The 20,925-nt window shown below is 30.5% G+C and carries 17 protein-coding genes; 2 read left to right on the forward strand and 15 right to left on the reverse strand.

The window, feature by feature from the left end; all coding sequences use genetic code 11:
• Positions 1–20: 20 nt before the first annotated feature.
• The gene (locus ACX6CF_RS04155; RefSeq protein WP_458784038.1) at positions 21–1,334 is read right to left on the reverse strand and encodes an ABC transporter substrate-binding protein; all 1,314 of its coding nucleotides are present in this window, start codon (positions 1,332–1,334) and stop codon (positions 21–23) included.
• Between the two features lie 349 nt (positions 1,335–1,683).
• Between ACX6CF_RS04155 and ACX6CF_RS04160 the strand changes: the two genes are divergently transcribed.
• The gene (locus tag ACX6CF_RS04160) at positions 1,684–2,682 is read left to right on the forward strand and encodes a LacI family DNA-binding transcriptional regulator (protein ID WP_458784039.1); all 999 of its coding nucleotides are present in this window, start codon (positions 1,684–1,686) and stop codon (positions 2,680–2,682) included.
• 138 nt (positions 2,683–2,820) lie between these two features.
• On the opposite strand, the gene ACX6CF_RS04165 is transcribed toward ACX6CF_RS04160, so the two are convergent.
• The 14 genes from ACX6CF_RS04165 to ACX6CF_RS04230 all read right to left on the reverse strand — a co-directional run bounded on the left by ACX6CF_RS04165 (position 2,821) and on the right by ACX6CF_RS04230 (position 20,025).
• Complete coding sequence (locus ACX6CF_RS04165) at positions 2,821–5,115, reverse strand: family 65 glycosyl hydrolase domain-containing protein (protein WP_458784040.1); 2,295 nt, start codon at positions 5,113–5,115, stop codon at positions 2,821–2,823.
• Between the two features lie 175 nt (positions 5,116–5,290).
• On the reverse strand, positions 5,291–7,039 hold the full coding sequence (gene pnpS, locus ACX6CF_RS04170; RefSeq protein ID WP_458784041.1) for a two-component system histidine kinase PnpS: 1,749 nt from the start codon (positions 7,037–7,039) through the stop codon (positions 5,291–5,293).
• A gap of 24 nt (positions 7,040–7,063) precedes the next feature.
• Complete coding sequence (locus ACX6CF_RS04175) at positions 7,064–7,765, reverse strand: response regulator (protein ID WP_458784042.1); 702 nt, start codon at positions 7,763–7,765, stop codon at positions 7,064–7,066.
• Between the two features lie 69 nt (positions 7,766–7,834).
• The gene (phoU, locus tag ACX6CF_RS04180; RefSeq protein WP_458784043.1) at positions 7,835–8,482 is read right to left on the reverse strand and encodes a phosphate signaling complex protein PhoU; all 648 of its coding nucleotides are present in this window, start codon (positions 8,480–8,482) and stop codon (positions 7,835–7,837) included.
• Between the two features lie 30 nt (positions 8,483–8,512).
• Positions 8,513–9,271 carry a phosphate ABC transporter ATP-binding protein PstB gene (gene pstB / locus ACX6CF_RS04185; RefSeq protein ID WP_458784044.1) on the reverse strand — a complete coding sequence of 253 codons (759 nt, stop codon included), beginning with the start codon at positions 9,269–9,271 and terminating at the stop codon, positions 8,513–8,515.
• A gap of 14 nt (positions 9,272–9,285) precedes the next feature.
• The gene (gene pstA / locus ACX6CF_RS04190; protein WP_458784045.1) at positions 9,286–10,401 is read right to left on the reverse strand and encodes a phosphate ABC transporter permease PstA; all 1,116 of its coding nucleotides are present in this window, start codon (positions 10,399–10,401) and stop codon (positions 9,286–9,288) included.
• Positions 10,401–11,372: a phosphate ABC transporter permease subunit PstC gene (gene pstC, locus ACX6CF_RS04195; protein WP_458784046.1), complete on the reverse strand. Its 972-nt coding sequence runs from the start codon at positions 11,370–11,372 to the stop codon at positions 10,401–10,403. The genes pstA and pstC overlap by 1 nt, the downstream gene beginning before the upstream one ends.
• Positions 11,373–11,482: 110 nt before the next feature.
• A complete protein-coding gene (locus tag ACX6CF_RS04200; protein WP_458784047.1) occupies positions 11,483–12,418 on the reverse strand; it encodes a phosphate ABC transporter substrate-binding protein in 936 nt (311 codons plus the stop codon).
• A gap of 226 nt (positions 12,419–12,644) precedes the next feature.
• Positions 12,645–14,294 carry an S-layer homology domain-containing protein gene (locus ACX6CF_RS04205; RefSeq protein WP_458784048.1) on the reverse strand — a complete coding sequence of 550 codons (1,650 nt, stop codon included), beginning with the start codon at positions 14,292–14,294 and terminating at the stop codon, positions 12,645–12,647.
• Positions 14,295–14,413: 119 nt separating this feature from the next.
• On the reverse strand, positions 14,414–15,865 hold the full coding sequence (guaB, locus tag ACX6CF_RS04210) for an IMP dehydrogenase (RefSeq protein ID WP_458784049.1): 1,452 nt from the start codon (positions 15,863–15,865) through the stop codon (positions 14,414–14,416).
• A gap of 252 nt (positions 15,866–16,117) precedes the next feature.
• The gene (locus ACX6CF_RS04215) at positions 16,118–16,627 is read right to left on the reverse strand and encodes a DUF6106 family protein (protein WP_458784050.1); all 510 of its coding nucleotides are present in this window, start codon (positions 16,625–16,627) and stop codon (positions 16,118–16,120) included.
• 231 nt (positions 16,628–16,858) lie between these two features.
• Positions 16,859–18,487, reverse strand: coding sequence for a chaperonin GroEL (gene groL, locus ACX6CF_RS04220; protein ID WP_458784051.1), 1,629 nt, complete (start codon positions 18,485–18,487; stop codon positions 16,859–16,861).
• A gap of 47 nt (positions 18,488–18,534) precedes the next feature.
• Complete coding sequence (groES, locus tag ACX6CF_RS04225; protein ID WP_458784052.1) at positions 18,535–18,819, reverse strand: co-chaperone GroES; 285 nt, start codon at positions 18,817–18,819, stop codon at positions 18,535–18,537.
• A gap of 327 nt (positions 18,820–19,146) precedes the next feature.
• A complete protein-coding gene (locus tag ACX6CF_RS04230; protein WP_458784053.1) occupies positions 19,147–20,025 on the reverse strand; it encodes a DNA-3-methyladenine glycosylase family protein in 879 nt (292 codons plus the stop codon).
• A gap of 153 nt (positions 20,026–20,178) precedes the next feature.
• On the opposite strand from ACX6CF_RS04230, the gene ACX6CF_RS04235 reads away from it, so the two are divergent.
• On the forward strand, positions 20,179–20,904 hold the full coding sequence (locus tag ACX6CF_RS04235) for a DUF6062 family protein (RefSeq protein ID WP_458784054.1): 726 nt from the start codon (positions 20,179–20,181) through the stop codon (positions 20,902–20,904).
• Positions 20,905–20,925 lie beyond the last annotated feature (21 nt).

Raw genomic sequence — 20,925 nt, forward strand, 5'->3', positions numbered from 1 at the left:
TATGTTACAATGTTTCTCTATTATTTTCTACTTTCAGCCCATGTATCTTTAGCATTTTTAATTAAGTCTTCCCATGTTAAGTCACCTAGTAAATATCCTTGAATATCAGCACCTAATACATCCATGCCCCAACCTGTTGGATATCCCATGAATACCCATGGCATTGTTTTACCTTCATTACTGTATCTAAGAATATCTTGTGCAAGTGGATCATTTGGTTGAAGTTCGTCTCCCTCATATCCAGTAAAAGCAGGAATGAATTTGAAATCATTTATAATTCTTTTCTTACCTTCATCTGAAGTATATAACCAGTTCAAGAAATCTTTTGCTGCTGCTATTTCATTTTCATTTTTAGCACTATTTACAGCCCAATAGTTAGGTATTCCAACTGGAATAGAATCTTCTTTTACGCCTTCAAGTGGTAATGGTAATAATCCGATATTTGAAGCAAGTTCTTCATCGATACCAGCAATACTTCCATATGCCCAGTTACCTTGTTGAATGATTGCTACTCTACCGATAGAGAACATTTCTTCAACTTGTGTAGAGTAATCCACACTGTTTAATGAACCTTTTGTTCCATCTGGTTGATAAGCATAATCTGTTTGAAGGTCAAGTAGTTTTTTCCATGCATCAGCATGTGGCATTTCAATTGACTTAGCTTCATATGCTTCATTTACAGATTTGAACTCATTAGCGAATTGGATATTTGCAAGATGTAATCCTGTTACCCAAGTCTCTTTTGCAGGGAATGCAAATACTGCTTTTAGTTCTAATTCTTCTTTCATTGAATCTAATTTCTTAACAGCCTCTTCTAAAGCTTTGAATGATGTAATTGTTGCAGGATCTATCTCAGCTTTTTCGAAGATTGCTTTGTTGTATATTAATCCGTAACCTTCTTGATTAAATGGTAATCCGTATACTTTACCATCAACTGTAACTGAATCCAGTGTTCCTGAATAAGCTAATTCAACCCATGATTCATCTGATAAATCAGCTAAATTATCTGACCAATCATAAACATCTTGTAAGCCACCAACATTGAATATTGCAGGTTCTTTTCCCGATGCAAATCTAGACTTCAAAGCAGCACCGTAATCATCTCCGCCACCTACAGTTTCAATATTTATAGTTATATTTTCATTTTCCTTCATATATTCTGCTGCTGCTGATTCTAATGCCTCTTTTGCTTCTACTTTAAATTGAAATATATCAACAGTTGCTTTTGGCTTATCTTTAGAATCATTATTTGAGTCAGTATTGGATTTACATCCTGCTATTGCAAATACTACTACTAGTAAAATAGATAAAGTTTTAAAAATCTTATTTTTCATTTTCATTTCCCCTTTTCTCTGATTTTCTTGCAATGGATTGCATTTATTAGTAATAATTCCTATCTAATATTAACTATAAGTAAATACATGTTTTAACATAATATTTAAATAAATTCTTTCCTTATTATGTTATTATAACCATTATTTACTTAGTTATTAATAATGCAACCGTTTGCCTTACATAGGAAGTATATCATGAGGTCTATAAATTGTCAACAAAAAAAAGATTTTTTCATAGGTATTGTTTATTAATACTCCACAAATCGGCTAATTATACACGCTCTAGTTGATTTCACTCATTAATTGTTATATAATGATTTTATAATAATTCAAAAAAGGAAGTGTATTAATGTCCGTAACAATAAAAGATGTAGCCCATCGTGCAAACGTTTCCCCTTCAACTGTATCAAGAGTTATATCAAACAATTCTAGAATAAGTGATGCAACTAAAGAACGTGTAAGAGCTGCTATGGCAGAATTGAATTATCAACCTAACTTAATAGCAAGAAGTCTAACTAATAAATCAACTAAGACATTAGGACTTCTATTACCAGGTTCAAAATCTGATTTGTTGCTAAATCCATTCTTTGTTCAAGCTATGCGTGGTATCAGCTCTTATGCAAAAGAAAAAGGATATTATATACTCTTTACACATGCTGATAATAATGAAGACGAAGTCGAAGTTCTCTCTAACTTAGTAGGTAGTCAATGGGTTGACGGAATTATTCTAACAACTGTTAAAGATAATGATAAAAGCATTGCCTTTTTACAATCTAAAAAACATCCTTTTGTAGTTATTGGAAAACCTGATGATGAAAATCATACTTACTGGGTAGATAATGACAATATTAAAGCAATGTATACTGTTGTTGATCTATTAATCAAGAAAGGTAAAACGAATATTGGATTTATTGGAGGTTCTCACGAATTCAAAGTAACTAAATATAGATTACTCGGTTATTTGAAAGCTTTAAAAGTTAATAATATAAAAGCAGACCTGAATCTTATATATGAAAAAGATTATACTGAAGAAGCAGCTTATGAAGCCACTAAGGAAATGATAGAATACTGTACACCAGATGCAGTTGTCACAACAGATGATTTAATTGCTTTTGGAGTCCAAAGAGCACTCTTAGAACAGGATATCAACAATGTATCTCTAGTAGGTTTTAATAATACTATTATATCCCAGTATAAAAAGCCAAGTATTTCGTCAGTTGATATCAACGCAGAAAAATTAGGTATGTTTGCTGCAAAACTCCTTATAAATCAAATAGAAAAAACTCCAATGGAAACAAATAATTATATTATTGATACTAGATTAATAGAAAGAGATTCTACAAAATAAAAGATATACTATATTATTAAAAGCATATTATGAATACCAATATAAGGTATACGAACTAATATCTCCGATAATATAGTATATCTTTTTTATTACTTCTATATATTATTTATAAAATATTTTACTGTACATAATTCTATTCTATATCTCTATTTTATTATTCTTAGTTACATTGTATTTTTTCTTGAATACATTAATAGTCACATCATCACCTGATAATAATTCAATAAATATAGAATTACCTACTTCTACATTAAGAAGGCTATCTCTGAATAGAATTCTGAATGAATATTCTTGCCATGATTTTGGTAAAAATGGTGATAGATACAATTCATTATCTTTAACTTTCAAACCACCAAAACCATGTACCACTGACATCCATGTACCTGCCATACTTGTTATATGAAGTCCGTCATCACTATCACAGTTGTAATTATCAAGATCAAGCCTAGCAGTTCTTAGATATAGTTCGTAAGCTTTCTTTTCATATCCTAATTGACTAGCTAAGATTGAGTAGATACATGGTGATAAGGATGATTCATGAACTGTTCTTGGTTCATAGAAATCAAAATTTCTTTTAATAGTATCAAGGTCATATCTTTCATTAAAGAAATAGATACCCTGCATAACATCTGCCTGTTTTATAAAGCATGAACGTAATATCCTATCCCAAGACCAATTCTTATTAATTGGCAAATTACCTTCTGGTAATTCTTTTACTAATATCTGTTCTTTATCCATATAACCGTCTTGTTGGGAAAAAACTTTTTCATCTTCAATATATGGATAATACATTTTATTAATTATATCTTTCCATCTATCTACTTCTTGTTCTTTTAATTCCAGCTTATTCATTAACTCGTCATAGATATTGCTAGAATCAGTTTTTACATAGTCTAAAGCTTCTAATGTATAACCTAATGTCCAACTGGCTATTGTATTAGTATACCAGTTGTTATTTACATTGTTCTCGTATTCATTAGGACCAGTAACTCCCAAAATCATATAATTATCTTTAGATTTATTGTAGTTTACTCTATCAGCCCAAAAACGGCTTATTTCAACTAGAACTTCTATTCCATAATCAGCTAGGTGTTTCTTATCACCTGTGTAATTAATATAATTATATATAGCATATGCGATAGCACCATTTCTATGAATTTCTTCGAATGTTATCTCCCATTCGTTATGGCACTCTTCTCCATTCATAGTGACCATTGGATATAATGCACCCTTAAAACCTAGCTTTCTAGCATTTTCTTTCGCTTTTTCTAGATGATTATATCGATATATCAATAGGTTTTTAGATATTTTACTTGGGGAAGTACTTAAATAAAAAGGTATACAATAAGCTTCTGTATCCCAATATGTGCTACCTCCATATTTTTCACCAGTAAAACCTTTTGGACCTATATTCAGTCTTTGATCTTCACCAGTATATGTTTGATTAAGGTGGAATATGTTGAACCTGATTCCTTGTTGAGCCTTTTTATCACCTTTTATAGTAATATCATTTTCTTCCCATTTACTTTCCCATGTTTCTTTATGAGCTATGAACAAATCTTCAAAACCTGTTTCAAAAGCTTTGGTTACCTCATTGACAGATTTGTCATTCAGCTTTTCATTTTTGTAATCTCTGTTAGTAACCGCTGCAATATATTTTGTTAGAGTAATTTCGTCTCCTGCATTAACAGATACGTTAATCACATTAGCTACATAATCTTCCTTACAAATTAATGAAGTTTCTTTTGGTTCTACTTTTTCGCCTTTATTGGTTAATTCGTATTTCATAGCACAAGCTACACGAAAATCCAATTTTTTAGTTCTCATGTTAAGATTACATAATGTTTCTTCTGCCTTTTTATCTATTTCTTCCCAGAAATATTCATCATAGTTAGAATCTTCATTAACTACTTTTCCATCTAGATATGGAGTCAATGTTATCTCTCCGTCATAATTCAACGGCATAACAGTATACTTGATTGCAGCTATTGCTGAATCAGCCATACTCAAAAATCTTTTGCTTATTATTTTCGTTTTGTTATTATTCTTATCAATAGCAACAAAACTTCTTTCTAAATAACCATGTTTCATGTTGAGTATACGTTGAAAATCGATTACAGTACATTTTGCAATATCTAATTCCAATTCATTAATTTTAACATCAATTCCAATAAAATTAATACCATTAAGTACTTTTGCAAACCACTCTGGATAACCGTTTTTCCACCATCCTACTTTGGTTTTATCAGGATAATAAATACCTGCATAATAAGAACCTGAAAGACTGTCACCTGAATATTTCTCTTCAAAATTACCACGAATACCCATATGACCATTTCCTAAACTCATTACACTTTCAGAAACCCTATTATAATCAGGTTCAAACCCTTCTTCTATAATAAGCCAATCATCACTATTAAAATATTCTCTCACGAATATTTACACCTACCTTTTCAGATTATTTTAAGTGCAAACGGTTGCGTTGATGATTAAAATTATATTATAGTTTAATAAATAAATCAAGTATAAAATAAATTATTTTATTAAAGGCAGATACAATCATTCCTCATCCATTATCAATAGTAATAACAATATTTTATAATAAACCTCATTTAGGAAGTATAATTTTGAAAGTTGTTCCTTTTCCAATCTTACTTTCAACCTCTATTTTTCCTTTATAAAGTCCTACAATATGTTTAACTATAGATAGGCCTAGTCCTGTACCTCCCATATTTCTTGAACGCCCCTTATCCACTCTATAAAATCTCTCGAATAATCTAGGTATATGCTGTTTTTCAATTCCTATACCTGTGTCAGTCACTTCTATAATTATTTCTTCCTCTGTTTCATCACATATAATCTGAATTTGACCCTTTTCAGTGTATTTTATTGCATTATCCATAAGATTAATAATTAGTTGTTTAATCCTATTTCTATTACAGTTATAGGTTATATGATCTTTTATTCTAATATCTATGCTGAGATCTTTATTTTCTAGCTTGGGACTTAGAATTTCAATTACTTCATTGATAATGTATCCCATATTGTTTTCACTACTGTTTTTTTCATCTTCCATGTTTTCTATTGCAGAAAGTGATAGAATATCCTGAATCAATAGAGATAATCGTTCTGTTTCAATGTCTATGATATCTAAAAATCTAGTAGCTACTTTTTCGTCTTTTATAGCTCCATTTTTAAGAGTATCAACAAAACCCCTAATTGATGTTAAAGGAGTGTTTAACTCATGAGTTACATTAGATACAAAATCACTTCTCATTGTCTCTAACTTCTTTATTTCCGTTATGTCTCTAATTACAAGTAGTGTTCCCATTGTTTTAATACTGGCACGTTTTGGTGCAAATATAGGATTAGCATATACCCTAATAGTTTTATCATTTTTACCAATTTTTATTACTGTTTCATCAACGATATACTCATTTTGTTCTATGGACCTTTCTAAGACATTGAAAATGGTTGTGTTACGTATTACTTCATATATTGACTTACCAACAAGATCCTCATCTATGCCCAATATCTTATTTAACTTACTATTATATAAAAATACTTTATATTCCTCATCAACTGCTACTACACCATTGATCATACTACTCAGAACGGACTCAAATTCCAAGTTCCTTTTTTCCAATTTCCACATATTAAGACTAAGTTTAACTGTCATATCATTAAATGCTTCAGCTAACTTTCCTGTTTCATCATTATTGCGTATATATATTTTATCGTCATAATTACCTTCTGATATCTTCATTGCTGCCCGTGTTAATTGTTTAAGGGGTTCCATGAACCTTTTTGTTACTATATAAGCGATAATAACCGAAACAATTGCACCAATCAAAATACCATATACAACATATTTAATCATATCTATAGCTATATTCTGTATATCTAACAACGGTACAGATAATCTTAAAACACCACTAAACCCTTTTACATCAATAGGTAAAGCAGTATATAAATAATAAGCTCCTATTGTATCACTATATCTAATTTTGGATGCAATTTCACCTTTAATAGCACTGGATACTTCATTTCTATAAGCATGATTATCCATTATAAGGTAGTCTTCATCTGAATCAGCAACTACTGTTCCTTCCATATCAATAATGGTAATCCTAACTTCTGATTTACTAGAATATTCATCAGCGAAAGCTTGAAAATCCAAGCTGTCTTTTTCAGTTTCATTAGATAAAATATCTTCTAATAATTGCCCTTTAGTTTCTGTATCTTTTCTAATAGTATCTCTAAAATATTTATTACCTTTATTCCATGAAAATAAAATTGCGATAATAATAGTTAATGAAATTATTAGTATATAAGTTGCCATTAATTTTTTTTGCATCCTATCACCCCATTACAAAAGTTATTATTTATACTTATATCCTACTCCCCTCACTGTTTTTATGAGTTCTGGGTTTTTATCATCTCTTTCAATCTTTTTCCTTAAACTCCTTATATGAACATCGACTGTTCTAGTTTCACCATAATAATCATATCCCCATATTTTATCCAATAAGTATTGTCTATCAAAAACACGTCCTTTATTTTTTGCTAGGATATATAATAACTCGAATTCTTTTAGAGGTAATTCTAATTGATTATCCCTAATAGTAACCTCATGAGTCAACTTATTGATAGTTAGTTCTCCAATATATAGTATTTCTTCTTTTTCATCATGTTTAATATTTTTATTATCTTTTGTTCTTCTAAATATTGCTTTCATTCGTGCAAGTAATTCGTGAATGCCAAATGGCTTTCCTATATAATCATCTGCTCCCATCTCTAGACCAAGAACAGTATCAAATTCTTCATTTTTAGCTGTTAACATGATTACAGGAATTTCTTTATATTCTTCTGTACTTCTTATTTCCCTTAATACTTCTAGACCATCTATTCCTGGTAACATTAAATCTAGTAGAATTATATCTATGTTGTTATCTCTTAGTCTCTTAAGTGCTTCTTCTCCGGTTTCTGATTGTATAACGCTATACCCATTGCTTTCTAGGTTATAACGCAACAACTCTAATATATGCATTTCATCATCTACTATAAGAACATTTGTAGCCACTATCACACCTCCTATAATATATAAAAATGGTTATTCTTTATATATTATATCATAAAAAAGCACTGCCTTTTATATATGTTCTCCTGTCACAGTAAATATTATCCATTCAGCGATATTAGTAGCATGGTCTCCCATTCTTTCAAGATATTTAACTATAAAAAGAAAATCTGTACATTGCTTAACTACACTACTATTATCTATCATCAAAAACATCAACTCATTCACTATCTTGTCAAAATAATTATCTATTATATCATCTCTGCTACAAACATTTTTCGCTAACTCTAAATCTTTATTAATACAGCTGTCAATAGTATCTTTTATCATTTTTTTGACTTCTTCTGCCATTTGAGGTATATGAATAAGAGGTTTGATATATTTCTCATCAGCAAGTCTAATTGTATATTCCGATATATCTGTACAATGATCGCCGATTCTTTCTAGATCTGTAATTATTTTAAGCACAGATGCAATATCACGTAAATCAGCTGCTATAGGCTGTTGAGTTGCAATCAATAATAAGCACTCTTTTTCAATTCTTAATTCCATATTATCTATTTCGTCGTCTTTACCGATAACCTTTTTAGCTAAAGATACATCCTGCTTCTTAAGAGCCGATATAGCATCATCCAATGACTGCTCTATAAGTGTACCCATTTTAATTAAATCTTTGTGAAGTTCATTTATTTTCTTTTCAAAATTATATCTTATTGGCATAATTTTTCAATCCTTTCATTATATGATTAATCAACCGAATCTTCCAGTTATATATTCTTCTGTTTTACTGATTTCAGGATTACTGAATATCATTTCGGTCTTATTATATTCAATTAACTCCCCTAACAAAAAAAATGCTGTCTTATCAGAGATTCTAGCAGCTTGCTGCATATTATGTGTAACCATTATAATCGAATAATCTTTTTTTAATTCAGTTGCCAAGTCCTCAATTTTCATAGTTGAAATAGGATCAAGTGCTGAAGTAGGCTCATCCATCAATAATACTTCTGGTTCTATGGCTAATGCTCTAGCGATACATATTCTTTGCTGTTGTCCTCCAGATAAACTAATGGCATTCCTTTTGAGTCTATCTTTTACTTCATCCCATATTGCAGCTCTACGTAGACTCTTTTCAACAATTTCATTGAGCTGGCTCTTCTTTTTGATACCATGTGCTCTTGGTCCGTATGCAATATTATCGTAAATACTCATTGGAAATGGATTAGGTTTTTGAAATACCATCCCAACTCTCGTTCTTAATTTTATTACATCTATATCTCCATATATGTCCTCTCCATCAATTTTAATGGATCCATCAACTTTTACTCCTTCAATTAGATCATTCATTCTATTTAATGTTCTAAGAAATGTTGATTTACCACAACCTGATGGTCCAATCAATGCTGTTATTTCATTGGTATTTATATTCATATTTATTTTGTTTAATGCCTTGAAATCTCCATAAAACAAATCAAGATCTTCTACAGTAAATTTTATATTGTTATCCATCTCATCACCTCTATTTATATGTTTGACTTATTTAGCTTCCTAGATATTAATTTTGATAGTGTATTCAATACTAAGATAAGAATTATTACAACTGACCCTATAGCACAAGCCATACCAATATCCCCTTGTTCTTCTGCAACAGCATAGGCTTTTACTGTTAATGTTGCCCCAGATGAAAATAGGTTTTTAGGTACTCTAGCTACTGTACCCGCAGTAAGTAACAATGCTGCAGATTCTCCTACAATTCTTCCTATACTAAGTATAATTGCCACGACTATACCTGATACCGCATTAGGCAATACTACCTTTCTGATAGTTTGTAATTTGGTAGCTCCTAATCCCAGAGAACCTTCTCTATACGAATTGGGTATAGCTCTAAGGGACTCTTCAGTTTGTCTGATAATAACTGGTAATAATATTATACTAAGAGTTAAGGAACCAGCTAAAATAGAATAATTGAATTTTAAGAATACTACAAAGAAGATCATACCAAATAGTCCAAATATAATTGATGGAATACCTGCCAAACTCTCTGTAGCAAATCGTATTAATCGCACTAATCTACCAGGTTTAGCATACTCTGTTAAATATATAGCCGCAAAAATACCAATAGGACATGCTACTATCAATGACAATGATATTGTCAATAATGTAGTGATCAACATAGGGAATATACCTTCCCCTTTATTAGTTACTTTAACCAAGATAGTATCGGTTTCAACGCTATTTATAATATTGATCAATTCTTCATTTGTAATATCACCTGTTGATTTACTTGCAACTTTTTTAATTATATCTCCTTTTCTAAGCTTGAATGATTCACCTTTTTTATCCACTGCTTCTTTTACTTTTGATGACTTATCCAAGGATGTTATAACAGGATATTTAGTGTCTTCATATTCTTTTATTTCAAAATTGATTCCTAATTTATTATTAGTATTGTTATCAGAAACTGGTATCGTTACATAAGTTGTTCGTGAATCATAATTTGAAGTAATAAAATCAAGATTGACATATTTTAATCCGTTAACAAAAACAAATCCTATTATCCATAATAAAATCCCTACAGTAAAAGCTGTTGCTAAACCAATGAATGCGTACATTATTTTATCTTTTATACTTCTATTCATTATTTATCTCCTGCCTTTGCTGTAATTTTATTTAATATAAGATTAAGTATAATAATAAATATAAATAGTACTACTCCCGTTGAAAATAGTATTTCTTGATGCAATCCAAATGCATATCCCATTTCCATAGCAATGTTAGTAGTCAATGGTCTTATAGGGTCCCATATACTAGTTGGAATACCTGCAATTGGATTTCCAGCCACAAGCATAACCGCCATGGTTTCTCCAATAGCCCTACCTATTCCAAGTACTACTCCTGCTAGAATACCTGATTTTGCAGCAGGTAATATAACATTGAAAATAGTTTGTATCTTGGATGCTCCTAATCCGTAAGATCCTTCTATAAATGCTTTTGGTACAGCATTTATAGCACTTTCTGATATGGTTATAACAGTTGGCAATATCATGATTGTCAATACTAATATAACCGCTAATAATGATTGACCTTGAGCTCTAGGAGATATATCCATAATCTTAGGTACAATTATCCCTAATCCAAATACCCCATAGATAACTGAAGGTATACCAGCCAATAATTCTACCGCAGGCTTAATTATCTTTTTAATATTTTTTGGTGCTATCTGTGATATAAAAACAGCTGTTAGTATTCCTATAGGTACTCCGATGATTATGGCTCCAACAGTAGCCATTAGTGAACCACATATCATATATAGAATGCCGTACATAGCACTATTGATATCATCATTTGGTCGCCACTGGGTGCCTGTTAAGAAATCTACTAAACTATAAGTTCCTTCTGCATTACTAGAAAAAAATGGTTGTAACCCTTTGTAAAACACAAAAAAAGTTATAGCTGCTACACTAATAACTGCTATACAAGCATTAAGCAAAAACATTTTTCTAGCTACTGACTCAAGAACTTCACGTCTTTTATCAATTTTCATATCAAATGTTTTTTTATCATCCATTATTTTATTTTTATCTTTTATCATGTTCAAGTTTATATCCATGTATCTTTCTCCTAACCTAAACGATATATAAATTCAAAAAGACCTAGTTAATCATTAATATCAATATAAGGAGTTGTCTAATCTCCAACAACCCCTTATATGATATTTTATTAATTTACTTTTATACCGCCTTTTTCTTCTACGATATTTTGTCCTTCACTACTTAGTATAAAATCTACGAATGCCTTACTCTCTTTTGTCATATTTTCTTCTTTGTATATTAGTAAGAATGGTCTTGATATACTATAATCTCCACTGACTACGTTTTCTGAAGTAGGTTCGATACCATCAATATTGAATGGTTTTATAGTATCATTAATATAGGTGAAAGATACATATCCTATGGCTTTATCATTTTTAGCAACAGTAGTCTGAACATTTCCATTTCCTTTGGCTATGATAGCTTTTTCTGTTAATGCATCTTCAAAATCAACTATTTCTTCAAAAGCTCCTCTTGTTCCAGAACCATCTTCTCTTGAAACAACTACTATTTCTTCATCTTTTCCGCCAACATCTTTCCAATTAGTGATTTCACCTTTGTAAATTGCTTGAACTTGTTCTTTAGTTAATTCATTTACTTCATTATTTGGATGAGTTATAACTGCAACACCATCATATGCGATTGCTACTTCTGTTAAACCCCAATTTTTTTCTTCTGTCTTAAGATTTCTAGAAGCTGTACCAAGAATTGTTACACCATCTTTTGCATTCTTAACACCGTTTGATGATCCAATACCTTCATAAGTAACTTCAACATCTGGATTTAACGCCATGAATTCTTCTGCTGTTGCAATTCCTATTTTTTCAACAGAAGTTGAACCTGAAACTGAAACCAAACCACTTAATTTATCATCTTGGGCAGCATCTTTACTGTCATCTGTATCATTATTAGAGTCTTTGCTATCATCTTTATTATTGTCTACACTACTATTTACTTCTTTGTTATCAGCTGCCGTTTTACTATCTGTATCACTTTTACATCCTACAAAAGCTAACATAGATACAACAATAAGTGCTACCATCAATACGTTTTTGAATTTTTTCATTTACTTAGTCCTCCCAATTATTATTAATATAATAATTCACTTTTTTTATTTTTTGTTTAATACATATATAATGTAACACCTATGTGTTAAAGGAATATAATGCTTATGTTAAATCTATGTAAAGTAATTAATAGATAAAAAACAAATATAAAAACAGGGCTATTGTATTAGCAAATAAAATTCACTAGTGCAACAGCCCTATAAAATGAATATTAATTAAATATGTTTAATATGGTAGTGGTTCAACAGTATAATTCTTGAATTTTGCACTCTTTCCCCATGTTCTTAGCCCAAACATTTTAAGATCATCCTTAAAATTATCATCCGAAGCTGTTATATATAAAATGTCATTAAGATAAACAGAAATAGAAGAACCGTTTTTAACAACTTTTAATGTATAATATTGATTTGTTTTTATATCAAATCCAACTTTTTCGTTACTTATATTTTTCCAATCACCATTATTTAGGCCTTCACCTCTTCTTAGCATTACTTTGTCACCTTCTGCATCTATACCTGCATAGAATCCTAAGAAATTATTATATCCATCAGCAATTCTATCCACATTAAACACTATACCAGCATTACTGTCATCGTCACTAGATAAGCAAACATCTACCTGATATATTCCTCCATAAGCGTTAAAGCCCCATGCCGCGGTATCATTTCTCAAAACAGCAATAGGTGTTATATCATTGTCTTCGCTGCTACGAGGTTTTATTGATAAATAATCATCTACAAAAGAATAATCTGGATTACTATAAAACTTAAAATATGTTTTTGTAAAATTTACGTTATCCCAGCTTTGAGAAGGGTCTGTAACTTTAATATTAAACTCCTCAGTACCAGTTGTTTCTCTGTTATACTCATTCAAAAGCTTTTCAATCTTTAGATTAAGCTCCTCTTTACTATTCCAATTCGATATGTTGCCTAATTCAGTTAGATCATTATTTAGAACTAAATTTTTATAACAATCCATCATAGTATATATCCTCAATACAATATATCCATCATACTTACCACCGTTAATTAGTGTATAATCAGTTAGAGATGCATGTTCGTATTTCCAATCAACTTCATTCTTTTCAAAGTTATATCTATATACAACGTCTGTCTTTTGGCAATATAATTTACTAGTATCTGATTCAAGTATCTGATAATAATTGCCTTCACCTATCTTAATTTTCTGATCATTATTATGAAATATTACGTAAATATTATTATTTTCAGTAGATACATCATATCCCCTAGAATAATCGTTAGGCTCTATAGGCTTAGTATAATACTTATTATATACTCTGTTTACTATAATAACAGCTTGCTCAATAGGTGTATTAGCAAGTGGTTTAAAGTGAGTACCATTACCTTTCATAAAATCATTTTCAAAAGCAAAATCAACACCAGATACTGCCCAACCAGCTACGCTATCTTTATCAACTACAGATAAAATTCCATCTCCTTTATAATAGTCTATATTCATACTATCAATTGAACGACTCATCATAATAGCCATCTCTTGTCTTGTAATTGGAGCGTTTGGAGCAAAAATACCTTTTCCTTTACCTTTAATTATACCTACTGCATTTGCCATAAGAACATTTTTATCAGTAGTATCAGAAAATGTATTACTAGGAACAGGATTTGGATATTTACCTGTCATTTGATTATACATATTCATTATAAGTTCAGCAAATTGTACTCTGTTAATATTACAATTGTAGTCACTATACCCATTATTTATCCCGTTTTGAGATGCGTTATCCAATTCTTCAGTAGCCCAATCACTGGCACCAGGATACCATCCACCAGCATACACATTACTAGTAATAGTAAATACCAATGCTAAAGCAATTATTAAACCAAATTTATTCTTCATAAAATACCTCCTATATAATTTGTAATAGCATACCATATTTTACCTAATAATGCAAAAAAATTTTCTTTACCTTTAACTAAAAATATCTCCAACCATTATGATTGGAGATATAAAAACTATTAGCTAACACTATAGTTTGGAGCTTCTTTAGTTATTTGAATATCATGAGGATGACTTTCTTTTAATGATGCACTGGAGATCTTAGTAAATCTTCCATCTTCTCTAAGAGCATTGATTGTTGCAGTACCGCAGTATCCCATTCCAGCTCTTAATCCTCCAAGCATCTGATAAATTGTATCTTCTACAGGACCTTTGTAAGCTACTCTTCCTTCTACTCCTTCAGGGACTAGTTTCTTAGCATCTTCTTGGAAATATCTATCCTTACTTCCTTTTTCCATTGCTCCCAGTGAACCCATACCTCTATATACCTTATATTTTCTTCCTTGATATAGTTCAGTATCTCCAGGGCTTTCTTCACAACCTGCAAATAAACTACCCATCATACATACATTACCACCGGCTGCAATAGCTTTAACAACATCACCTGAGTATTTAATACCACCATCAGCAATAATAGGTACTCCTGATTCTTTTGCAGCTTCTGCACAATCATAGATAGCTGTAACCTGAGGTACACCTACTCCTGATACTACACGTGTTGTACATATTGAACCAGGACCAATACCAACTTTTACTGCATCTACACCAACTGCGATTAAGGCTTTTGTTGCTTCTGCTGTAGCTACATTTCCTGCTATTAGTTGAAGTTCTGGATATTTTTCTTTTATTCCTCTAACTGTATTGATTACACCTTCTGAATGACCATGAGCTGTATCAACAACTATTACATCTACACTAGCATTTACTAGAGCATCTATTCTTTCCATGTAATCTTTTGTAACACCCACAGCAGCGCCTACTAATAATCTACCTTGACTATCTTTCGCTGATTGTGGATATTTAATAGCCTTTTCAATATCTTTTATAGTAATAAGACCTGAAAGATTTCCTTCAGTATCTATTATAGGAAGTTTTTCGATTCTATGAGTACCCATTATTTCTTTCGCTTCGTTAAGAGTTGTTCCAACAGCACCTGTAATCAAATTTTCACTAGTCATGACTTCTTTTATTTTCTTATTAAAATCAGTTTCAAATCTAAGGTCTCTATTTGTTAATATTCCTACAAGTTTTTTGCCTTCAGTAATAGGAACTCCTGATATTCTATATTTTGCCATTAATGCATTCGCTTCATATACATAATGATCCGGGGATAAAAAGAAAGGATCTGTTATTACACCATTTTCAGATCTTTTTACTTTATCTACTTCTTCTGCTTGTCTGCTTATAGACATATTTTTGTGAATTACTCCTATTCCACCTTGTCTAGCCATAGCTATGGCCATTCTTGATTGAGTTACAGTATCCATACCCGCACTCATAAATGGAATATTTAATTTAATTTTTTTAGTTAAATTCGTAGAAACATCTACTTGGTTAGGAAGCACCTTAGAATGTGCTGGTATTAATAAAACATCATCAAAAGTTATTCCTTCGCTCACAATCTTATGCATTGTAATCCTCTCTTTCTTTCTTTTCATATTTTTATAGTATTAGTGAAAAATATTCTTTTATATTTGTTTAATAGAAATATAATTATTTATTATTAAAGATTAGGAATACATTATCCCTAACCTCTTTATTTATAGTAGGAAATGATACAGATAACTACTAATAGCTCCCACTATTTAATAATATATATTTTGTGAGTTTAACAAAAATACTCTTATTTGTCAACATTAATTATTAATTTAATTAAATATTTTTTAATACTGCATTATTTTTCTTGGAATATATTTCTTAATTGCTTTCATCATCTTTTCATTAGGCTCAAGAATAATTTTTTCTCTTTTACCATTTCTTACTATCATTGCAGCATAGACATTCTTGTTTTGAGTACCGCTACTACAATCAATGACTTTTTCGCAATTAGATAATTCACTAGCATGGTCTTTACTATTAACAGGTGCCATGATCTCTATTTTTCTGATATCGAAAGAAATAAATTTCTTTCTTTTATTTTTATTGAATATCTTATCAATATCCAATTCTCCACTTGTAAATATATACTCAAATTCTACATTAAGTCTTCTCATCAAGAAAACTACCCCAATTATAATAACCATTGCTATAGGTATAAGGAAACCTACTAAAACAGGTATTATTGAACAGATCATAATTAATACTAGTGCACCAACAATTATTGCCCCTCTAAGAAGATTGTCTTTTAGAGAATTGCTTTTTTCAACTATTTGTTCATTAAATATATCACCCATACTTTTCCTCCTATGTTTATTATTGCATTCTGTGCTGTAAAATAATAATTAATGAATACATTGTACAATTACATCCATTATATAACAATACTCTTCACTATACAACCATAAAAACCGAATACCTTTAATTCCTAATATAGAATTTTTCATCAAATATAATACATACATTGTATAAAATCACAAAAGCCATCAGCTTTAACTGATGGCTTTGTATCATACTTATATATTAAATTACATCATGCCCATTCCTGGAGCTCCGCCGCCCATTGGCATAGCAGGTTCATCTTCTTTTATGTCTGCAACTACTGACTCTGTAGTAAGTAATGTAGAAGCTACTGAAGTAGCATTTTGAAGTGCACTTCTAGTTACCTTAGTTGGATCAATGATACCAGTTGCAACCATATCAACATATTCTTCTGTAAGAGCATCAAATCCTATGTTAACATCTACTTCTTTCACTTTATTAACAATTACAGAACCTTCAAGTCCTGCATTAGTAACTATTTGACGAAGTGGAGATTCTAATGATTTAAGGATAATCTTAATACCTGTTTTTTCATCACCCTCAGCACTATCTAATAACTTAGCAACTTCTTTTGAAGCGTGGATATAAGATGTTCCACCACCAGCAACAATACCTTCTTCTACTGCTGCTCTAGTAGCTGCTAAAGCATCTTCCATACGAAGTTTCTTTTCTTGCATTTCTGTTTCTGTAGCTGCTCCAACTTTTATTACAGCAACTCCACCAGCCATCTTAGCTAATCTTTCTTGTAATTTTTCTTTATCAAATTCAGAAGTTGTTTCTTCTATTTGAGCTCTTATTTGATTAACTCTAGCATCAATATCTTCTTTAGCGCCAGAACCATCTACTATAATAGTATTTTCTTTTTGAACTTTAACAGATTTTGCTTTACCAAGCATTTCCATAGTAGCTTCTTTTAAATCAATACCTACTTCTTCAGAAATTACAGTACCACCTGTTAAGATTGCTATATCTTGTAACATTGCTTTTCTTCTATCACCGAAACCAGGAGCTTTAACAGCTACAACGCTGAATGTTCCTCTTAAACGGTTAAGAACCAATGTTGCTAAAGCTTCGCCTTCTACATCTTCAGCAATGATTAACAACTTAGATCCTGATTGGATTATTTGCTCAAGAATAGGTAATATTTCTTGAATATTACTGATTTTCTTATCTGTAATCAATATATATGGATTATCTAGGTCAGCAACCATTTTATCCATGTCTGTTGCCATATATGGTGATAAATAACCTCTATCAAATTGCATTCCTTCAACTAATTCAAGTTCAGTTTCCATAGTTTTTGATTCTTCAATAGTGATAACACCATCATTAGATACTTTTTCCATTGCATCAGCAATTAATTGTCCTACTTCATCATCACCAGCTGAAATTGCTGCAACTTTAGCGATTTGATCTTTACCAGTTAATGCACTGCTCATTTCTTTGATAGCTTCTACAGTTTTCTTAGTAGCTTCTTTCATACCTCTTCTAAGAATAATTGGATTAGCTCCTGCAGCTATATTTTTAATTCCTTCTTGAATCATTGATTGTGCAAGTACTGTAGCTGTAGTAGTTCCATCACCTGCAACATCATTTGTCTTAGTTGCAACTTCTTTAACAAGTTGTGCTCCCATGTTTTCAAAAGCATCTTCTAATTCAATTTCTTTTGCAATAGTAACACCATCATTAGTGATAAGTGGTGTACCGAATTTTTTATCTAGAACAACATTTCTTCCTTTTGGTCCTAATGTTACTTTTACTGTATCTGCTAATTGGTTAACTCCTGCTTCTAAAGCACTTCTTGCACTTGCACCAAATTTAATTTCTTTAGCCATTATGTAGCCTCCTTGTTTTCTTCGTTTTTATTCTTTCAATTCAATGATTATTCAACAATTGCTAATATATCACTTTGTTTTACAATAATATAGTCATTCTCATCTAGTTTAACTTCTGTACCGGCATATTTAGAATAAATAATTTTATCTCCTACTTTAACTTCCATCTTCACTTCTTTTCCTTCAACCATTCCACCTGGTCCTACAGCAACTACTTCTGCTTCTTGTGGCTTTTCCTTTGCTCCAGTAGGTAATACGATACCTGATTTAGTTACTTGTTCAGCCTCTAATTGTTTAATAACTACTCTGTCTCCTAAAGGTACTAGTTTCATTTTTATTTACCTCCTTATAATTATCTCTTATATTTTCTTTTTTCTGTTGTTAGCACTCTCTTCAATCGAGTGCTAATCTCAAGGTATATATTATTAAAATAGGCAATTAATTGCAAATGTTTATTTCAACCATTTTCACGCATTACACCAGACCATCTCATTGGTTCTTTAATATACTCTTGTTTTCTTCAATTTACTCCTGATTACATCAAAGCATTATCCAATCTTTTATATCTACTGCTTGCAATGGCATCTTGGACATTATAATATATATCAGAACTAATATATATTTTCACCATTACTACTATAGTTTATACAATTTGATTATCATTTTTTACCAATCTTGAAATCCCTAGCATAATAAAACAGGAATTGTTGTGCAAATCCAGCTAGTGTTCCATAATACTCCACTGCAAATTCATGTATAGCTTTTATTTTAGTATCCTTATTAAAGTAGTAATGCTCCATTATTCTTTTAACCCAAACATCAGTTGGGAATACTTCATATCTCTTCGCTCCAAAAAGCAATACACAATCTGCTACTTTTGGACCAACTCCTTTAATTTTCATTAATTCATTCTTTGCGTCTTCTATTTTCATGGAGCTCAAGCTATCTAAGTCTACTTCGTTGCTTATGACCTTTCTACACGCATCAACCATATATGGTGCTCTAAAACCAACTTTAAGATTTCTTAGATCTTGTTCGCTTGCAGCAGATAACTGTTCTATAGTAGGAAAGGAATAATATTTAATATTATCTTCTTCACCAATATAAGTACCATATTTTTTTGATAGTTCTTCGATTAATATTTTTATATGTGTTATATTTTTGTTTTGAGATATAATAAATGAAATAAGAGCTTCCCATGTATCTTGTTGTAAAATTCTTATACCACCTTTTTCTGTAACAGCTTTATGTAAATGTTCATCTTTATCACTAAGTACTTTCTTAATATCTCCATAATCTCTTTCTAAATCAAAATAATTGGTCCATATTGTATCAAAATCATTTTTATTAGTATTATGAAATATGACATTATTCTCATCTTGGGTAACTCTTAATACTTTGTCATAAGCTATTAACAAGTAATCTTTATCAGATTTTTTATAGAATCTAAAACATTGACCACATTCTAAGATATGTTCAATATCAAAATCAACGTAATTATTAACTAGTATATTATTATTCTCTACAGTATATTCCATTATTTAACCTCCTAAATAATCTATAAATTTCGAACTTATGTATCTAATAAACTCTATCACTGAACCTGTATTTATGCTATACTCAATATATTCCATATGCTTAAAAGCAAAAATATGAATATACAATATATTATAAAACAAGTGGGTGTAAAAATGAAAGAAAAAATATATACAATTCCAGTAATAGATTCTTTTAAAGAAAACGGTGAATGTCCTTTTTGTAATATGTATAATACTCTTGAAGAAAATACAATCCAATTTGTATTAGGTCCATCTTATATGGAAACAGATGTAAGAGAAAAAACTAATAATCTTGGATTTTGTAATGAGCATTTAACCAAAATGTATTCCAATAAAAACAGATTAGGCCTCGCTCTTATGCTTAATAGTCATCTTGATAATTTGCAAAAAGAAATTGAAAATCTTATTTCATCTAATAATCCAAAATCCAAGAAAAAATTATTCTCCAAAAATGATAATAATGATACAAAAGTATTTACATATCTAAAAGAAAAGGAATCCAGTTGTTACATCTGCGATAGAATAAACTCTACATTCCAAAAATATACAGATACATTTTTTTATCTTATCAAAAAAGATAAATCTTTCATAGATGTAGTTAAATCAAGTAACGGGTTTTGCTTAAACCATTTTGCATTGCTCTATAATGAAGCGCCAAAGTATCTTAATGATTCATCGCTTGAATCATTCCTTGACATTATTATATCTCTTGAGACTAAAAACCTTAATCGCATAAAAGAAGACCTTGATTGGTTCATCCAGAAGAATGATTATAGATTTGCAGATGAACCTTGGAAAAATTCTAAGGATGCTTTAATAAGAACAATATTAAAAATTAATAGCCTAAAAGTCAATTAATTGACGTCAAAAGGGTTGTAC

The organism is Vallitalea sediminicola (assembly GCF_054408565.1).